Here is an 18,573-nt window from a genome sequence, read left to right on the forward strand (position 1 = left end):
AGGATTAAACCACCAAGTTTACTAACTTATTCGGTACCACAATTTCTTTCTTGGTTGGACCGGTCAAGAACTGTTGTACTTCAGGTAATGCTTTGGCTTGCGCTAAGATGTCGTCTTTCGCTGCATCAACAGCCACTTCTAACTTACCACGAAGTTTACCGTTGACTTGAACCACAATCGTTTGCGTATTACGAGTCAGCGCAGACTCATCCACAACAGGGAATAACGCTTCAGTGAGCTCAATCCCAAACTCAGTCAATAAGGTTTGACTTAAATGCGGTGCAAATGGTGCAAGTAAAGTTAATAACGTAGTAATCGCTTCACGCGCAACCGCCACATCGTTATCATCTTTCGCTTCAAACTTGTTGCTTGCGTTTAGAAGTTCCATCAACGCTGCAATGGCAGTATTGAATGCATGACGACGCTCAAGGTCATCACCCACTTTTTGGATGGTCTCATGCGTTTTACGACGTAAGTCTTGCGCATCTTTAGACAAGTTTGCTTTATCCATCGTTGCCGCCGCATTGCCTTTTTCAAGGAAACCAGTTGCCAAACGCCATACACGTTTTAAGAAGCGGTTTGCACCTTCAACGCCTGCATCTGACCATTCAAGTGATTGATCTGGTGGGGCAGCAAACATCATGAACACACGTGCCGTATCGGCACCATATTGATCAATAATGGCTTGCGGGTCGATACCGTTATTTTTCGATTTCGACATTTTCTCTTGACCACCAACCGTCACTTCTTGACCGTCACCTGTGTACTTCGCTGAAATAATACGACCTTTTTCGTCTTTTTCCAGTTCAATATCCGCAGGGTTAAACCAGGTTTTCTTGCCTGACTCCGCTTCACGGTAGAAGGTATCTGCCAACACCATGCCTTGCGTTAACAAGTTCGTGAATGGTTCGTTGCCTTGTACCACACCTTCATCACGCATCAATTTGTGGAAGAAACGTGCATAAAGCAAATGCAGAATCGCGTGTTCGACACCACCAATATATTGATTTACAGGCAACCAAGATTGCGCAGCTTCAGGTTTAACCATGCCACCTGTAAAGTCAGGCGATGCATAGCGTGCATAGTACCAAGATGATTCTACGAAGGTGTCGAGTGTGTCTGTTTCACGACGTGCGTCGCCACCACAGCAAGGACATTTGGTTTCATAGAATTCAGGCATTTTGTTGAGTGGATTACCTGAACCATCTGGAACCACATCCGTTGGTAAAATGACTGGAAGTTGTTCTTCAGGTACAGGCACCTGACCACAGCTTTCACAGTTGATCATTGGAATTGGGCAACCCCAATAACGCTGACGAGACACGCCCCAGTCACGTAAACGGAACTGAACTTTCGTGTTTGCAAGTTTCTGTGGTTCTAGTTTCGCAATAAATGCATCAAATGCAGCTTGGAAGCCTAGACCGTCAAACTCACCTGAATTAACCAGTTTACCTTCTTTCGAGCCGTACCACTCTTGCCATGTCGTAGAGTTAAACTCAGCATCATCTGCGCCTTTGGCATCGATGACTTGTTTAATGGTCAGACCGTATTTGTTGGCAAATTCGAAATCACGTTCATCGTGCGCAGGAACCGCCATGACAGCGCCTGAACCATACGACATCAGTACATAGTTTGCGATCCAAACAGGAACTGCTTCACCTGTGACAGGGTGCTTCACAGAAAGACCTGTTGCCATGCCTTTCTTCTCAGCAGTCGCAAGATCTGCTTCTGCCACAGAACCCATACGACATTCTTCAATAAATGCCGCCAATTCAGGGTTTGTTTCTGCCGCTTTCAGCGCCATAGGATGTTCAGCAGCAACCGCAACATAAGTCACACCCATTAAGGTGTCACCACGCGTGGTATATACGGTTAAGTCGTCTGCATATACGTCAGGGCTCGCAGAAGGGAAAGTGATTTCCATGCCTTGAGAACGACCGATCCAGTTACGTTGCATGGTCAACACTTGTTGAGGCCAGCCGTCTTTCAATGAATCAAGATCGTCTAAGAGTTCTTGTGCGTAGTCGGTAATGCGGAAGTAGTACATTGGAATATCACGTTTTTCAACCAATGCACCTGAACGCCAACCACGACCATTTTCAACTTGCTCATTGGCAAGTACGGTTTGATCGACAGGGTCCCAGTTCACCGTAGACAATTTACGGTAAATCAGACCTTTTTTATAAAGCTGTACAAATAACCATTGTTCCCAGTGGTAGTACTCAGGAGTACAGGTTGCAAATTCACGATCCCAGTCAACCGACAAGCCCAATTTTTTCAATTGGTCACGCATATAAGCGATGTTTTCAAAGGTCCATTTCGCAGGTGCAACTTGGTGTGCAATCGCTGCATTTTCAGCAGGTAGACCAAAGGCATCCCAACCCATCGGCTGCAGCACGGTTTCACCTTTGAGGCGGTGGAAACGACTGATCACGTCACCAATCGTATAGTTACGCACATGACCCATATGCAGTTTGCCACTTGGGTAAGGGAACATCGAAAGGATATAACGACGCGGACCTTCTACAGTGTCGGCAACTTTAAAGGCTTTGCGAGATTCCCAGTCTTGTTGGACAGCAGGTTCAATCGCACTGGCTTGGTATTCTGAGTCAATGTGAGTAGTCATAAACGTAATTAAGAACAACGGTTAAAAGTTTGTTGCACAGCATAGCGCAAAATACACCTAAAAGTGAATTTTGCGCTTTGGATTCAGGCTAAAAATATGAAAAAAAATCCAACAGTTTTGAGGGAGGGATTAACGTGGTTGTTCAGCACGTTCCACATGGCCTTGTTGTAATGCGGCATTGGCTTCACGCTGTTGCTGATCTTGGGCTTGACCTTGTGGCGCAGGTGCAGGCGAGGTATTCGAGCTGGTTTGTGCGTTGTTATTTTGCTGCGCCGTAGATGGGGTATTTTGCTGAGTAGACGGTGAATAATAACCGTAGGTATCAATTTTCCCTTTGCTTTTCGCATTTTTAGGCGGTGGGGTTGCGGTGTAATGGGTCGAGCCTTTGCTGTCGACCCATTTATAATATTCTTTGGCAAAACTTTGACCAGAACACAGCAACGATAAACTCACCGTAATGCCCAAGTAGGCTAATTTTTTATAAGTCATATTATTTTTCATAGGAAGCTACCTTAAAATAAACAGTCGATCTTGAATCAAAGAAAATCGATTTAAATACGATTATATCGACTTATGTCTATGATTGTAATTTTGGCGTTATTTTAACCGAATACACAGCGCAAGTCATATTTCTTTTGGAAATTTATAATCTTATAAGTCTTTGATTTTTTAATTATAAATCATATAAAAAAAAGTTATGGTTTAAAAAATGTTCGCTTGGTAAATAAACAATAAAAACAACCATGCAAACCTTGACTTTAATCGCAAAAGTAACTAAAAATGCTGCTCTAGTTTTATATGTTTTGTTCGATCACCCTTCGAATAAAGTACATAGCTTGTAATAACGTCTTCTCTAAGCCGAAAAGATGAAATCGCTACAATGTGTTTATCCCAACATATTGATTATGCAGTCACAACTCACAAACGGTTGTGTCCCGAATATTTTTTTATTACAGCAAAAACGAGTAAATATGTGTGCTATAACAGTGCATACAAATCAATGAATGAATCACGGTTTATGTCTCCCATAAATCTCGTGGAATAATGATTAGGGTGAATACGTTGGAACTTTTATCTGGTGGTGAAATGCTTGTTCGCGCATTGGCGGACGAAGGCGTTGAACATGTTTTTGGGTATCCAGGCGGCGCAGTTTTACACATTTACGATGCGCTTTTTAAACAAGACAAAATTAACCATTACCTCGTACGTCATGAGCAAGCTGCTGGTCATATGGCAGATGCATACTCACGCGTAACAGGCAAAACCGGTGTGGTTCTGGTGACCTCAGGTCCAGGCGCAACCAACACCGTGACACCAATCGCAACTGCTTACATGGACTCAATCCCAATGGTGATTTTGTCTGGTCAGGTAGCGTCGCATTTGATTGGTGAAGATGCATTCCAAGAAACCGATATGGTCGGCGTGTCACGTCCAATCGTAAAACACAGTTTCCAAGTGCGTCACGCAAGTGAAATTCCGGGCATTATTAAAAAAGCATTCTATATCGCATCGAGTGGTCGTCCAGGTCCTGTGGTAGTTGATATTCCGAAAGACGTCACCAATCCAACGGATAAGTTCGCTTACGAATATCCAGAAAAAGTAAAAATGCGTTCGTACCAACCACCGCATCGTGGTCATACCGGTCAAATTCGCAAAGCCATTGATGAGTTGTTAACCGCGAAACGCCCAATCATTTACAGTGGTGGTGGTGTGGTTCAAGGCAATGCATCGCATTTATTGACTGAACTTGCGCATTTATTGAATTTCCCTGTGACCAATACCTTGATGGGCTTGGGTGCATTCCCAGGCAATGATCCACAGTTCGTGGGTATGCTCGGTATGCATGGAACCTATGAAGCCAATATGACCATGGCCAATGCCGATGTGATCTTGGCGATTGGTGCGCGTTTCGATGACCGTGTGACCAATAACCCTGCAAAATTCTGTCCAAATGCCAAAGTAATTCATATTGATATCGACCCTGCGACGATTTCAAAAACCATCATGGCGCACATTCCAATTGTGGGTGCAGTTGAACCTGTACTTCAGGAAATGTTGGCACAATTGAAACAACTGAATGTGTCTAAACCAAACCCTGAAGCGATTGCGGATTGGTGGAAACAGATTGATGAATGGCGTCAGGTGCATGGCTTACGCTATGAAGCGGGCGTTGATGGGGTAATGAAGCCACAACAAGTGGTTCAAGCCTTAGACCGAATCACCAATAGCCAAGCGATTATTACCTCTGACGTGGGTCAACACCAAATGTTTGGTGCGTTGTACTACCGTTACACACGTCCACGTCAGTGGGTGAACTCAGGTGGTTTGGGGACCATGGGTGTCGGCTTGCCCTATGCAATGGCGGCGAAACTGGCATTCCCAGATCAACAAGTGGTATGTATCACCGGTGAAGCTTCGATTCAGATGTGTATCCAAGAGTTGTCGACCTGTAAGCAATACGGCTTAAATGTCAAAATCTTGTGCTTAAACAACCGTGCTTTGGGTATGGTAAAACAATGGCAAGATATGAATTACGAAGGTCGTCATTCTAGCTCTTACGTTGAGTCTTTGCCTGACTTTGCCAAATTGATGGAAGCATACGGTCATGTGGGTATTCAAATTGATCATGCTGATGAACTTGAGTCTAAACTTGCTGAAGCAATGGCGATCAATGATAAATGCGTATTTATCAATGTGATGGTTGACCGTGCTGAGCATGTCTATCCAATGTTGATTGCAGGTCAATCGATGAAAGATATGTGGTTAAGCAAAGGGGAGCGCACGCAATGAGACATATCATCTCTGTTCTTGTAGAAAATGAAGCAGGTGCGCTTTCACGTTTGGTGGGTTTATTTTCTCAACGTGGTTATAACATTGAGACTTTAAATGTAGCGCCAACTGAAGATTCAACCATGTCGCGTTTAACATTGACGACTTATGGTGATGACCACAAGATCGAACAAATCACCAAACAACTCAACAAATTAGTTGAAGTGGTGAAAGTGGTTGATTTATCTGAAGGTGCGCACATTGAGCGTGAATTGATGCTGATTAAGGTCAAAGCATCAGGCGCGGCACGTGATGAAATCAAACGCACAGCCGATATTTTCCGCGCGCAAGTGGTTGATGTCACCCCGACGACGTATACGATTCAGATCGCAGGTACGACTGACAAAATTGATGGTTTTATTGATGCACTCGCTGAGAACACTATTTTAGAAGTGGTGCGTTCAGGTGTGTCAGGTATCGCACGCGGCGAAAAAGTTTTAACAATCTAATTTATTCATTTATTCTTCCTGACCTAAGAGGGTAATCTAGGGCGCTTACAAAAAAAGCGTGACTTGATCTAAGGGAAACAAAAAAGCATTTTAGCGGAGACAGCAATGCAAATTTTTTACGATAAAGACTGTGACTTATCTATCATCCAATCTAAGAAAGTAGCAATTATTGGTTACGGTTCACAAGGTCACGCACATGCGCTTAACCTTAAAGATTCTGGCGTTGACGTAACTGTAGGTCTGCGTGCGAACTCTACTTCTTGGAAAAAAGCTGAAAATTCAGGTCTTAAAGTTGCTGAAGTTGCTGCTGCTGTAGCGCAAGCTGACGTAGTCATGATCTTGACTCCGGACGAATTCCAATCTCAACTTTACCGTGACGAGATTGAGCCAAACATCAAGCAAGGTGCAACTCTAGCATTTGCTCACGGTTTCTCAATTCTTTACAACCAAGTTGTGCCACGTAAAGACCTTGACGTGATCATGGTTGCGCCAAAAGCACCGGGTCATACTGTACGTTCTGAATACCAACGTGGTTCAGGTGTGCCTGACTTAATCGCTGTTCATCAAGATGCGTCTGGTAATGCGCGTAACGTTGCACTTTCTTACGCTTCAGGCGTAGGTGGTGGTCGTACTGGTATTATCGAAACTTCATTCCGTGAAGAAACTGAAACTGACCTTTTTGGTGAGCAAGCAGTTCTTTGTGGTGGTGCGGTTGAATTGGTTAAAATGGGCTTCGAAACTTTGGTTGAAGCAGGTTATGCTCCAGAAATGGCGTATTTCGAATGTTTACACGAGCTTAAATTGATCGTTGACTTAATGTTCGAAGGCGGTATCGCGGACATGAACTACTCAGTATCAAACAATGCTGAATACGGCGAATATGTAACAGGTACTGAAGTAATTAACGAACAGTCTCGTGAAGCGATGCGTAATGCGCTTAAACGTATTCAATCTGGTGAATACGCGAAGATGTTCATTCAAGAAGGTGCGTTGAACTACCCATCTATGACTGCACGTCGTCGTCAAAATGCTGCACACGGTATCGAAGTAACAGGTAACAAACTTCGCGCGATGATGCCTTGGATTCAAGCAAACAAAATCGTAGACAAAGAAAAGAACTAAGTTCTGATTTCTAAGTCAAAAAAGCCCTAGTTTTTAACTGGGGCTTTTTTATGTTGTAACGAAATTAGTATTAGCGTTATGTGCCTCAAGAGAAATAAAGCAGTGCTTTCTCTTCCTTGCGCTTCACTCAGAACAGTGTTCTGAGCTTGCTCATACCTTGGATTCAAGCAAACAAAATGGTGGATAAAGAGAAAACGCAGTTCTTATTTCTAAGTCAAAATTTCTAGTTTGTTTGACTGAGGTATTTTGTATTGCAATGTGGCTTTTTCTTTTATAGTTTAAAGAATGAACATTAGAAAAATGATAACCCGTGTTGAACAGTTATGAATTTAACATCGCATCAAGAATGGATCATTTGGAAATGCATCTCCCATGCATGGACTGAATATGGGTTAGATAATGTAGAAATTAAACAGTTCGCTATAGATTTAAGGTCAAGCTCAGTCACTTGGGATGATATTCATAACACTATTTTCAAACAATGTTATTGGGGTTACTCATGGATGGGGTTGGCTTTTTTTATAGGGTTTATTCCTATTCTAGGATGGATAGCAACGGCAACATTGCTGCCCGAGGCTGAATGGGAGGATGCTTGTATTCAAAAACAAATCGAAAATTTTAAAGCGTGGAAGGTATTTTATTATTTGAATCCCTTATGTTGGCTCGGCTATGTTCTATGTTGTTTCATCGCTCATAACTTTACCCGAAAACTTAAGAAAGCTTATCTCTTAGAGTAACTCGATCTTGGTAATGAATTCGCTGAAAGAAATATCAATTACGACTTTACTCTGTGTGATTTCAGTTGTGATAAAGTAGAGATATTTCATTTTAAACGTGTGGCAAGTGATGAATTTCAAGACTCTCGTTTCTATCGCTGCGTTGACTTTGCCTTTATTAAGCCATGCAGAAGTACAGAATAGTTCAAGCGCAAACCCATTGAAACAACTGACCAATGTCCGTGTTTCAATGCAGCGTATGCTGAAGTCTTCAGAGGGGCGTTATTTCCTCAGCCTTTATGCCGGTATCGCCAAACCACATGCAGTCCTGACCGATCTGATTGAAAAGAAAAATATCAATTTTAAAGGTACGCAGAAAGCCGATCAAATTGTGATGGATGCCGTGAATGATAGTACTTCAGATGATTTTATCCCAATGCAATTGAGTGGTTCATTGAATGTAAACTCAGGGATATTTAAGTCCAATCTGGTGAATGTCCAAGATAAAACCTCAACTGCAGTACAGTTTGAGCCAGCGTTTAAAGTGGCGAATAAACCACTATTCACCTTTAAATTTTATGGGGTAAAAGCCGATACCCCAGCGCAAGAACAACTGCTCACCCGTGTCGATGTTATTAATAAAACCAACAATACCGTGGCGCAAACACTGACAGGGTTCTCAGCGTATCCAAACAGCATTGGCTATATGGATATTAACTTTGATGGTTATTATGACGTGATTTTGTCGGATCTTTCTCAAGATCGTAAAGTGCAAGATAAGCGTTATGTCTACTGGATGTATAACCCGAAAACCAATCAATATCAGCGTTCACCGCAATTGGATAAAATTGTCGGTCTGCCAAAATTACATGGTGAAACCAAGCAAATTGATTTTGGTGAAGGGCAGGTCTACCAAGTGGACAATAAAGGGTTACTACATCCTGTGAATGCACCCGAATAACAGCATGAAGCACACTTCATGGTGTGCTTTTTTTTTATGTGGTGTGTTGTTGGTTGTTCATTTGAATGAACCATTGAATAGCAAATATAAGAACACGCAATTTAGATAGGCGTGTTTGATCAGTTTTGATAAAATCCAAGCATCGATGCAATTTATATACTAGGAAGACCTATGGGCTTACGTTGGAGTGATACGATTGATATCGCCATTGAACTTTCAGAAGCACACCCTGAAGTAGACCCGCAATGGATTCGTTTCACAGACCTGCATGCTTGGGTGTGTGCATTGCCTAATTTTAGTGATGATCCAAACAAATCCACTGAAGGGTTGTTAGAAGGTATTCAAATGGCGTGGATTGACGAAGTCCGCTAATCGCTTGTTTGAAAAAAAGCACTTTTTTACATATCAAAAGCTGATAATGGCGCATTATTCGGTATAATGCGCAAAATTTTCATGTCAATATGACCTAAGGAGCCGATCATGGCTATCGAACGTACTTTATCTATCGTTAAACCAGACGCAGTTGCTAAAAACCACATCGGTGACATCTTTGCTCGTTTCGAGAAAGCTGGTCTTAAAATCGTTGCAACTAAAATGAAACATTTGACTCAAGCTGAAGCTGAAGGCTTCTATGCTGAGCATAAAGAACGTGGTTTCTTTGCTGACCTAGTTGCATTCATGACTTCTGGTCCAGTTGTTGTTTCAGTTCTTGAAGGCGAAAACGCAGTTCTTGCTCACCGTGACATCCTTGGCGCGACGAATCCTAAAGAAGCTGCTCCTGGTACAATCCGTGCAGATTTCGCTGTAAGCATCGACGAAAACGCTGCTCACGGTTCTGACTCTGTAGCATCTGCTGATCGTGAAGTGAACTACTTCTTCGCTCAAACTGAGATTGCTCCACGTACTCGTTAATTCGCAGTATTCGAACCAGATAAGTGATATAATACTTATCTGGTTTTTTTATTCCCTGAATAATCCTTTGCTCACTTATTGAGCTTCTCCTTTCATCTTTAGACATGGTTTAGGTATATACACATGAGTACTGAAGCAGTCGCTGTATCAGCAGTTTCTGAGGCACAGCAACACACTCCATCCGCTCCTGCACAGGAAAAAACTGTGGAGAAAGTGAATTTACTCGGCATGTCACGTCCCCAAATGGAAAAATTCTTCGAAGATATGGGCGAGAAGAAGTTCCGTGCTGGACAGGTGATGAAATGGATTCATCAGTATTTTGTGACTGATTTTGCTGAAATGACCAACATTTCAGGCAAACTCCGTGAAAAATTAGAACGCATGTGTGAAATTACTGCGCCTGAAGTGGTGCATCGTAATTATTCAAAAGATGGCACACGTAAGTGGGTATTCCGTGTCGGTGACGGTGCAGGTTCATTGGTTGAGACGGTACTGATTCCGGCAGATGACAAAACCGGTGCACGTAAAACCTTATGTATTTCTTCGCAAGTGGGTTGTGCCTTAGACTGTTCATTCTGTTCAACCGGTAAACAAGGTTTCCAACGTGACCTGACCCAAGCTGAAATTATTGGTCAGTTGTGGATGGCAAACTTCTCTTATATGGAAGATGTGCCTGTGGCTGAGCGTGAACGTTCAGTGACCAATGTCGTGATGATGGGGATGGGTGAACCACTCCTCAACTATGACGCTGTACTGAACTCTATGCGCATTATGCTCGATGACTTTGCCTACGGTATGTCTAAACGCCGTGTGACTTTGTCGACCTCGGGTGTGGTACCGAAGATTGATCAATTGGTCAAAGACATTGATGTTGCTTTGGCGATTTCTCTGCATGCACCAAATGATGAGCTACGTAACGAGCTTGTGCCAATCAATAAAAAATATCCGTTAGAACAGTTGATTGCGGCATGTAAGCGTTATATCGAAAAAGATGGTAATGAAAGTTCACGTAAACACGTAACGATTGAATATGTGATGCTCGATGGCGTCAATGACCATCCTGAACACGCACAGCAAATGATTAAACTTCTGAAAGATTTACCAAGTAAAATCAACTTGATCCCATTTAACCCGTTCCCGCATGCACCTTACGGACGCTCAAGCAGAAATCGTATCATTTCTTTCCAAAAAACTTTGTCTGATGCCGGTTTTGTGTGTACGATTCGTCAGACACGTGGTGATGACATTGATGCTGCGTGTGGGCAATTGGTGGGTCAAGTGGCAGACCGTACTCGCCGTGCCGAACAATGGAAAAAGAAAGTCGAAGAACGAAACGTGATTATGCGTTCTCAGGGCTAAACTTATAAGACAAAAGGTATTATAAAGGGGCGGGCATTGAATAAACCTGTGTATAAAAAACTGATCGTCGCTATGACGGTGTGTTTGTCTGCATTGGTTGTACAAGGGTGTCAGACGACAAAATCGGGAAGTGTAGTTAAAAAAGACCCTGAAAAAGCAGCCAAAGTACGTACCCAAATGGCGGCTGAATATATTCGATCGGGTGATCTAGACGCGGCAAAGCGCGCGCTGGATCAGGCGCTTGAGGCAGATTCTCGAGATTCAACCGCCAATATGATGATGGGTGTGTTACTGCAACAAGAGGGCAGTAAACTCAATATGGAAAAGGCCGATAGTTATTTTAGTCGTGCCATTTCCCTAGACCCTAAAAATGCACAGGCGCGTAATAATTACGGCACATATTTATACCAGTTAAAGCGTTATAATGATGCCATCCAGCAATTTAGTATTGCGGGTGCAACATTGGGTTATGATCAGCGTTATAGAGCCTTGGAAAATTTAGGTCGAACCTATATCAAACTTGGCGATATGGCGAATGCTGAAAAAGCATTCAAACAAGCATTGCAAGTTAACCGTCAATCGACGGTTTCAATGTTAGAGTTAGCTGAGATTTTATATTTGCAGCACAATGCTGTTGCAGCACGCCAACTCTACGAACAATATGTCCGTTTGGTTGGTCAAAAGGAGCAAGGTGCTCGTGCACTTTGGATTGGCTTACGTATCGCGCGTGCCAATGGTGATACGATGGGAATGCAAGTGTTGGTCAATCAAATGCGCGCATTATTTCCAGAGAGTCAAGAATATCAACGTTATTTGCAATTACAGTACAATACTGAGGCCGTATGGAAGTAAATCCTAATTCACAGCAACCTACTGGTTCAAACGTAGTACCAAATGCTTTAGGAAATATCCAGCGTCCTGGTGAATATCTGCGTCAAATTCGTGTTTCACAAGGTCTTGAGCTGAGTGTTGTGGCTCAAGATTTGAAGATGCCGGTAAAAACCTTAGAAGCTTTGGAACAAGACAACTATAAAGTGTTACCTGAAGCGACCTTCATTAAAGGGTACTATCGTTCTTATGCCAAGTATCTCAAAGCAGATGCGACTGCGATTATTCAACGTTTTGATGAGATCTATGAAAATGACACCGGTTTAGTGCCGAATCATGCTCTGAATAATTCTCCCATCAAAATCATGGGTAAATTACCGGGCTCCAATAGCGATCGTAACCGTAAATGGTTAAAGCGTATTTTAATTGCGCTGGTCGCGATTGCACTGATTTGGTTGGTGATTGCAGCGATTCAGAAATTCAGCTCAAAAGGGTCTGCTGAAAGCACGGCTGAAACCAAGAACAATGACGTTCAAGTATTGACCCTTGATGGTGCCAATGGCTCGGCGGTTTCAGGCGATGAAATGGTGCTTGAGTTTAACCGTCCGACTTCAGTGCATATTGTCGACAGTACCAACAAAGTTTTAGCAACAGGTCGTCAAGCAACGACTTTAAAAGTAAATGGTCAATCACCGTTCCAAATTCGTTTGGATGATGCCCAAGCCGTTTCACTGAGCTTAAATAACGAAAGTATTTCATTGTCTCCATATACCGTAAACGGCAAAGCAGAATTCCGTTTATCGCGTTAATGGATAAAGAGTAGAAGCATAGAATGATCGTAAATCCAATTAAACGCCGTCCAACACGTAAAATTCGTGTCGGTTCGGTGTATGTAGGTGGTGATGCGCCGATCAGCATTCAAAGCATGACCAACACTGAAACTTGTGATGTGGCAGCAACCGTTGCCCAGATTCAGCGTTGTGCCGATGCCGGTGCCGATATTATGCGTGTCTCTGTTCCCTCAATGGAAGCGGCAGCAGCCTTCGGTGAGATTCGTAAGCAAGTGACGGTGCCTTTGGTGGCAGACATTCACTTTGACTACAAAATTGCATTGGCAGTTGCCGACTTAGGTGCAGACTGTTTGCGTATCAATCCGGGTAATATTGGCTCGGAAGCGAAAATTCGCGAAGTGGTGGCGGCAGCGCGTCATAACGATATTTCTATGCGCATTGGTGTCAATGCCGGCTCTTTAGAAAAAGATATTCAAAAGAAATATGGCGAACCCACCGGTCAGGCGTTGCTTGAATCGGCGATGCGCCATATTGATATTTTAGACCGTTTAGATTTTCACGAGTTTAAAGTGTCGGTGAAAGCATCCAACGTGTTCTTGACCATGGATGCCTATCGTTTATTATCACAACAGATTGATAATCCGTTGCATTTGGGTGTAACCGAAGCGGGGATTTACCGCACCGGTTCAGTCAAGTCTGCCATCGCTTTGGGTGGTCTACTGATGGAAGGCATTGGCGACACCATGCGTATTTCATTGGCAGCAGAGCCTGAAGAAGAAGTTAAAATTGGTTTTGATATTTTAAAATCCTTGGGTTTGCGTTCTAACGGGATTAACTTCATTGCTTGCCCAAGCTGTTCACGTCAAGAATTTAACGTGATTTCAGTGATGCAACAATTGGAAGAACGTTTAGAAGATATTCGTACCCCAATGGATGTATCGGTGATTGGCTGTAAGGTCAATGGACCGGGTGAAGCCAAAGAAGCGGATATTGGTGTGGTCGGTGCAGCTCCTCGCTCATTGGTATATCGCAATGGTGAAAAGAGCCACTTGATTGACACGAAGCAGTTGGTAGATGAAATTGAAACCATGGTGCGTCAACGCGTGGTTGAAATCGAAGAAGCCAAATCTAAAGAGATTATTCGTACAAGTTCTGAGTAAGTTATAAGTCATGAGTTCAATCGTCGCAATTAAAGGTTTTAATGATATTCTCCCAACGCAAACGCCGGCTTGGAGACGTCTTGAACAACATTTAGCATCCCTCATGGATGCTTATGGTTATCAACAAATCCGTTTGCCGATTGTTGAGCAAACCAATCTGTTCAAACGTTCAATTGGTGATGCAACCGATATCGTTGAAAAAGAAATGTACACCTTCTTTGATAAAGGTAATCCACCTGAATCATTGACTTTGCGTCCTGAAGGCACGGCAGGCTGTGTGCGTGCGATGCTTGAACACAACATGCTGCGTAGTGCGACTCCACGTGTTTGGTATGTGGGTCCGATGTTCCGTTATGAAAAACCGCAAAAAGGTCGTTACCGTCAGTTTCATCAGTTTGGTGTTGAAACCTTTGGTGTAGCAACACCGGATATGGACGCTGAACTCATTTTGATGACGGCACGTTTGTGGAAACGCATGGGTGTAGCAGACAAAGTTCAACTTGAACTCAACACTCTAGGTGAGTCAGACGAACGTGCTGAATACCGCACTGCTTTAGTGAATTTCTTAGAAGCACATAAAGCAGACTTGGATGAAGATTCACAACGTCGTTTGACCACCAATCCACTGCGGATCTTGGATTCCAAAGATGCCAAAACCCAAGCGATTTTGGAAAATGCACCAAAATTACATGAGTTTATGGGTGAAGACACCATGCAGCACTTCGCGAAATTGCAACAGTATTTGACTGATGCAGGCGTGAAGTTTGTGATTAATCAAAAGTTGGTACGTGGTCTAGACTACTACAACAAAACGGTATTTGAATGGACCACCACACATTTGGGTTCACAAGGTACCGTATGTGCCGGCGGTCGTTATGACGGTCTTGTGGGTCAATTGAAAGGTAAGCCAGAACAATCAGTGCCTGCAGTCGGTTTTGCCATGGGTATGGAGCGCTTATTGCTGCTGCTTGAACAAGTTGAAGACAATACGCCAGTGCGTGATTGTGAGTTCTTCTTGGTAGCCGATCCTGCAACCCAAGGTCAAGCTTTGGTGGCCGCGGAACAAATTCGTAACCAGCTTGAAGATGCCAACAGTGCGATCCGTTTAAAAACCGGTTCACAAGGTTCAATGAAATCTCAAATGAAAAAAGCCGATCAATCGGGTGCTTTGTTTGCTTTGATTTTGGGTGAACGTGAGCTTGAAGCGGGTCAGTTCTTGGTGAAAGAGTTGGCGACAGCTGAGCAAACTGAAGTCGCGGTAGCTGATATTGTACCGTTTATGATTGAAAAAATTTCTTCACAATAATTTAAACATAAGGAAAAGGTAGTCTCATGAGCGCAATGACTGACCAAGAACAACTTGATACAGCAAAGTCGTTTTTTAAGCAATATGGCTCTGCCATGATCAGTGGTGTATTGATTGCGTTGATTGCCTTTTTCGGTTTTCAGTATTGGCAGAAAAAAGGCACGGCTGAAAATCAAATTCAGACTGCGAAGGTTCAGCTGTTTGTCGATGAAGCTAAAGCGGCTGTAACCGATCCAAAAGCGGCGACAGCTTTGGCTGCCTCTGCAGAAAAGATTGTCAAAGAAAATCCAGATTCAATTCATGCCATTCAAACCCAGTTTGTGATGGCAAAATTGGCATTTGATCAAAAAGATTATGCCAAAGCTGAGCGTGAGCTGAAAAAAATTGAGAATAGCAAGATTGATGACGAAGGCTTGAAACAGATTATTAAAATCCGTTTGGCCGATGCTCAGCTTGCCCAGAAGAAATATGATGATGCTTTAAAAACTTTAGCAACTGTAACTTTACCGTCTTTTAAAGCAACCGCTGAAGAAGCACGTGGTGATGTTTATGTGGCAAAAAATGATATTGAAAATGCCAAGAAAGCGTACCAAAGCGCATGGAATGTTTTATTAGAATCGAAACAAGAACGTCAAATTTTACAAATCAAACTCGAAAGTGTTGGCGTATTAGTGGATGATCCTGAAATTGAGCGCCCAATTTTAGAAACACAAATGGATGAGTCTTAATGGATAGAAAGTATAAATTATCAGTCGCCGTCGCTGTTCTAAGCTGTGCGATGAGCGGATGTTCTTTTTTAAATAAAAGCAAAGTAGAAGAAGTTAAACCGAATCCATTGCCACGTTTGACCCAGTCAACCGACTTGGCTTTGGTGGGTGCTTATAAAGTCAGTGCAACAGACGCTGCAGATCCACTGCGTTTAAGAATTAAAACCGATCAGGGCAACTTATTTATCCTTGACCCGAAAGGCACGGTGAGTGCTTATCAGGGTAAACAACGCCTGTGGGAAAAACAAGTCAGCAAGACCGGTCTCAGCTCTGGGGTAGAAGCTGCTGAAGGTGTAGTGATTGTCGGTAACAAAAAAGGTCAATTGTTCGCGCTTGATGGTGCAACAGGGGCTGAGAAGTGGACGGCACAATTGTCAGGTGCACTCATTAGTTCTGCGTTGATCCATGCCGGTCGTGTGATTGTGGTTGCCAATGACGGCACTGTATTTGGCTATGAGCTTGAAACAGGGCAACAAGTCTGGACCTATAAGCTACCCAATGAACAGTTAAGCTTACGTGGTCAAGCGTCACCTGTACCGGTCGATTCACGTACTGTGGTGATTGCCTCTTCAAATGCCTATATTTATGCGATTGATGCGGTTACGGGCACGCTGCGTATGCAACGCCCTGTAGCGGTGAGTGATGGTCGTTCTGATATTCAACGTTTGATTGATATTGATGGTGATCCGGTTGCAGCAGGTCAATTCTTGGTGACTACAAGTTATCAAGGTCAAGTGACGGTGACGGATATGGCCAGCCAACGTGTGGTATGGAGTCATGACTCAAGCAGTTTGACCCGTGCTGAAGTGGCAGGTCGTCAGGTTTTTGTTGCCCAAGCGGACGGTAAAATCGTGTCTTATGATTTGATTAATGGCACCACGCTTTGGGAAAATGACCAACTGCTCAATCGTAATTTAAGTAATCCAGTGGTACTTGGAGATTACTTGGTGGTCGGTGATCTAGACGGTGTTTTACACTTGATCGATCCAACCTCAGGCTCACTTGTCGGTCGCTCAAAGAGTACCGGTGAAGTGCGTTGGTTACGTGTATTGGACAATCAACTCTATGCAGTGACGCGTACTGGTGCACTCAGCATTTGGCAGAATCGTTAATTTTTTGTCTGCTTATGGTAAACTAGTGCCCATATCTTAATTTTTATACCTCGGGGTCTTCGATTTTCTAAGACCCCGAGGTTTTTATTCAGGTTATTGAACCTAAAGATCTATGAAATTTATACAGATCTTCCAATCTTCCACAGTTTCTGATGTTCAGGCCAATCGAGTTGGCTGATCTTGTAAAAAGGTAATCTATGAAACCCGTAATTGCGCTCATTGGTCGTCCGAACGTCGGAAAATCAACGCTGTTTAACCAAATTACCAAAAGTCGTGACGCACTTGTTGCTGACTTTGCCGGTCTTACGCGCGACCGTAAATATGGTGATGCGAAATTTGAAAATAAATCCTTTATTGTGGTGGATACCGGCGGTATTGGCGAAAATGAAGGTGGTATTGATTCATACATGGCGGAACAGTCTAAAACTGCCATCAATGAAGCCGACATTATTGTATTTGTAGTCGATGCCCGTGCAGGTTTGCTTGCATCGGATGAACAAATCGCACGTGAACTACGAACGCTAGGCAAAAAAGTTTATTTGGTTGCCAACAAAGTTGATGGTGTACACGCTGAAGCGGCGCTGGTTGAGTTTTATAAACTCGGTATGGGCGAGCCAATGCAAGTGGCAGCAAGCCATGGTCGTGGTGTACAGCAGATGCTTGAAGAAGTGCTTGCTGAAGTTCCAGAAGATCAAGATGAAGCTGAACACGATGAAGCAACAGGTTTACGTTTAGCGGTGATTGGTCGTCCAAACGTGGGTAAATCAACATTGGTCAACCGTTTGTTAGGTGAAGACCGTGTCGTGGCATTTGACCAACCGGGAACTACACGTGATTCAATTTATATTCCATTTGAACGTGATGGTCGTCAGTACACCTTGATTGACACCGCAGGTGTACGCCGTAAAGGTAAAGTCGATGAAATGATTGAGAAATTCTCAATCGTGAAAACTTTGCAAGCGATTAAAGATGCCCATGTGATTGTGGTGGTACTTGATGCGCGTGAAGGCGTGGTTGAGCAAGATCTACATTTGATTGGTTATGCTTTAGAAGCCGGTCGTGCCATGGTGATTGCGATCAACAAATGGGACAATATGTCTGAGTATGATCGTAAGCAATGTAAGCTCGATGTCGATCGTCGCTTTGACTTTATTCCTTGGGCTAAAGTGCATTTAATTTCTGCTTTGCATGGTACCGGTGTCGGTGAGATGTATCCATCGATCCACCGTGCTTATGATTCTTCACATTTGAAAGTGTCCCCTGCAAAAATCACGCAGATCTTAAGTGATGCGGTTGAAGCGCATGCACCTCCAATGGTACAAGGTCGTCGTATTAAAATGCGTTATGCGCACATGGGTGGGCAAAATCCACCGACGATTGTGGTGCATGGTAACAAGGTGGATAAAACCCCTGCGGATTACCGTCGTTACTTAGAAAATGTGTTCCGTAAAGTGTATAAACTTGAAGGGACACCAGTTCGTATCGAATTTAAAACGTCTGAAAATCCATTTGAAGGTCGTAAGACGGTGATGGATGAGCGTATTGCGGCGCGTAAACGTCGTTATGTGCAGAAATTTAAGAAAGCTGAGAAGAAATTTAAGCGTTAATTTCAGTTGACTGCTTCAAGAAAAAAAC

The 18,573-nt window shown here is 43.3% G+C and carries 17 protein-coding genes; 15 read left to right on the plus strand and 2 right to left on the minus strand.

The features are described from left to right. Nucleotides 1-4: 4 nt before the first annotated feature. Together leuS and G8D99_RS02445 are read right to left on the minus strand one after the other, a co-directional pair. A complete protein-coding gene (gene leuS, locus G8D99_RS02440; RefSeq protein ID WP_166322260.1) occupies nt 5-2,626 on the minus strand; it encodes a leucine--tRNA ligase in 2,622 nt (873 codons plus the stop codon). A 129-nt stretch (nt 2,627-2,755) separates the two neighbouring features. Next, a complete protein-coding gene (locus G8D99_RS02445) occupies nt 2,756-3,115 on the minus strand; it encodes a DUF4124 domain-containing protein (RefSeq protein WP_406741513.1) in 360 nt (119 codons plus the stop codon). A gap of 573 nt (nt 3,116-3,688) precedes the next feature. Between G8D99_RS02445 and G8D99_RS02450 the strand changes: the two genes are divergently transcribed. From G8D99_RS02450 to der, 15 genes are all read left to right on the plus strand, one after another. Further along, on the plus strand, nt 3,689-5,416 hold the full coding sequence (locus G8D99_RS02450) for an acetolactate synthase 3 large subunit (protein WP_166322264.1): 1,728 nt from the start codon (nt 3,689-3,691) through the stop codon (nt 5,414-5,416). Next, nucleotides 5,413-5,904 (plus strand): acetolactate synthase small subunit, encoded by a 492-nt coding sequence (ilvN, locus tag G8D99_RS02455; protein ID WP_166322266.1) that lies wholly within the window; start codon nt 5,413-5,415, stop codon nt 5,902-5,904. Before G8D99_RS02450 ends, ilvN begins: the two co-directional genes overlap by 4 nt. Nucleotides 5,905-6,009: 105 nt before the next feature. Then, the gene (gene ilvC, locus G8D99_RS02460) at nt 6,010-7,026 is read left to right on the plus strand and encodes a ketol-acid reductoisomerase (RefSeq protein ID WP_166322269.1); all 1,017 of its coding nucleotides are present in this window, start codon (nt 6,010-6,012) and stop codon (nt 7,024-7,026) included. 323 nt (nt 7,027-7,349) lie between these two features. Further along, nucleotides 7,350-7,763 carry a hypothetical protein gene (locus G8D99_RS02465; protein WP_166322271.1) on the plus strand — a complete coding sequence of 138 codons (414 nt, stop codon included), beginning with the start codon at nt 7,350-7,352 and terminating at the stop codon, nt 7,761-7,763. Nucleotides 7,764-7,872: 109 nt separating this feature from the next. After that, nucleotides 7,873-8,703: an XAC2610-related protein gene (locus G8D99_RS02470; protein ID WP_166322273.1), complete on the plus strand. Its 831-nt coding sequence runs from the start codon at nt 7,873-7,875 to the stop codon at nt 8,701-8,703. A 171-nt stretch (nt 8,704-8,874) separates the two neighbouring features. Beyond that, nucleotides 8,875-9,075, plus strand: a complete 201-nt coding sequence (gene iscX, locus G8D99_RS02475; protein ID WP_166322275.1) for a Fe-S cluster assembly protein IscX — start codon at nt 8,875-8,877, stop codon at nt 9,073-9,075. 108 nt (nt 9,076-9,183) lie between these two features. Beyond that, complete coding sequence (ndk, locus tag G8D99_RS02480; RefSeq protein ID WP_035265623.1) at nt 9,184-9,615, plus strand: nucleoside-diphosphate kinase; 432 nt, start codon at nt 9,184-9,186, stop codon at nt 9,613-9,615. 123 nt (nt 9,616-9,738) lie between these two features. Then, nucleotides 9,739-10,974, plus strand: a complete 1,236-nt coding sequence (gene rlmN / locus G8D99_RS02485) for a 23S rRNA (adenine(2503)-C(2))-methyltransferase RlmN (RefSeq protein WP_166322277.1) — start codon at nt 9,739-9,741, stop codon at nt 10,972-10,974. Between the two features lie 72 nt (nt 10,975-11,046). Continuing rightward, nucleotides 11,047-11,826: a type IV pilus biogenesis/stability protein PilW gene (gene pilW / locus G8D99_RS02490; RefSeq protein ID WP_166327468.1), complete on the plus strand. Its 780-nt coding sequence runs from the start codon at nt 11,047-11,049 to the stop codon at nt 11,824-11,826. Next, nucleotides 11,817-12,611, plus strand: coding sequence for a helix-turn-helix domain-containing protein (locus G8D99_RS02495; RefSeq protein WP_166322279.1), 795 nt, complete (start codon nt 11,817-11,819; stop codon nt 12,609-12,611). Before pilW ends, G8D99_RS02495 begins: the two co-directional genes overlap by 10 nt. Before the next feature lie 23 nt (nt 12,612-12,634). Further along, nucleotides 12,635-13,753: a flavodoxin-dependent (E)-4-hydroxy-3-methylbut-2-enyl-diphosphate synthase gene (gene ispG, locus G8D99_RS02500; protein ID WP_166322281.1), complete on the plus strand. Its 1,119-nt coding sequence runs from the start codon at nt 12,635-12,637 to the stop codon at nt 13,751-13,753. A gap of 10 nt (nt 13,754-13,763) precedes the next feature. Further along, nucleotides 13,764-15,059 (plus strand): histidine--tRNA ligase, encoded by a 1,296-nt coding sequence (hisS, locus tag G8D99_RS02505; RefSeq protein ID WP_166322283.1) that lies wholly within the window; start codon nt 13,764-13,766, stop codon nt 15,057-15,059. A gap of 26 nt (nt 15,060-15,085) precedes the next feature. Further along, nucleotides 15,086-15,787: a YfgM family protein gene (locus G8D99_RS02510; protein ID WP_166322285.1), complete on the plus strand. Its 702-nt coding sequence runs from the start codon at nt 15,086-15,088 to the stop codon at nt 15,785-15,787. Further along, a complete protein-coding gene (gene bamB, locus G8D99_RS02515) occupies nt 15,787-16,938 on the plus strand; it encodes an outer membrane protein assembly factor BamB (RefSeq protein ID WP_166322287.1) in 1,152 nt (383 codons plus the stop codon). Before G8D99_RS02510 ends, bamB begins: the two co-directional genes overlap by 1 nt. Before the next feature lie 197 nt (nt 16,939-17,135). Beyond that, nucleotides 17,136-18,545 carry a ribosome biogenesis GTPase Der gene (gene der / locus G8D99_RS02520; RefSeq protein WP_166322289.1) on the plus strand — a complete coding sequence of 470 codons (1,410 nt, stop codon included), beginning with the start codon at nt 17,136-17,138 and terminating at the stop codon, nt 18,543-18,545. The last annotated feature ends 28 nt before the right edge of the window (nt 18,546-18,573 follow it).

It is taken from the genome of Acinetobacter lanii (assembly GCF_011578285.1).
Taxonomy (GTDB): Bacteria; Pseudomonadota; Gammaproteobacteria; order Pseudomonadales; family Moraxellaceae; genus Acinetobacter; species Acinetobacter lanii.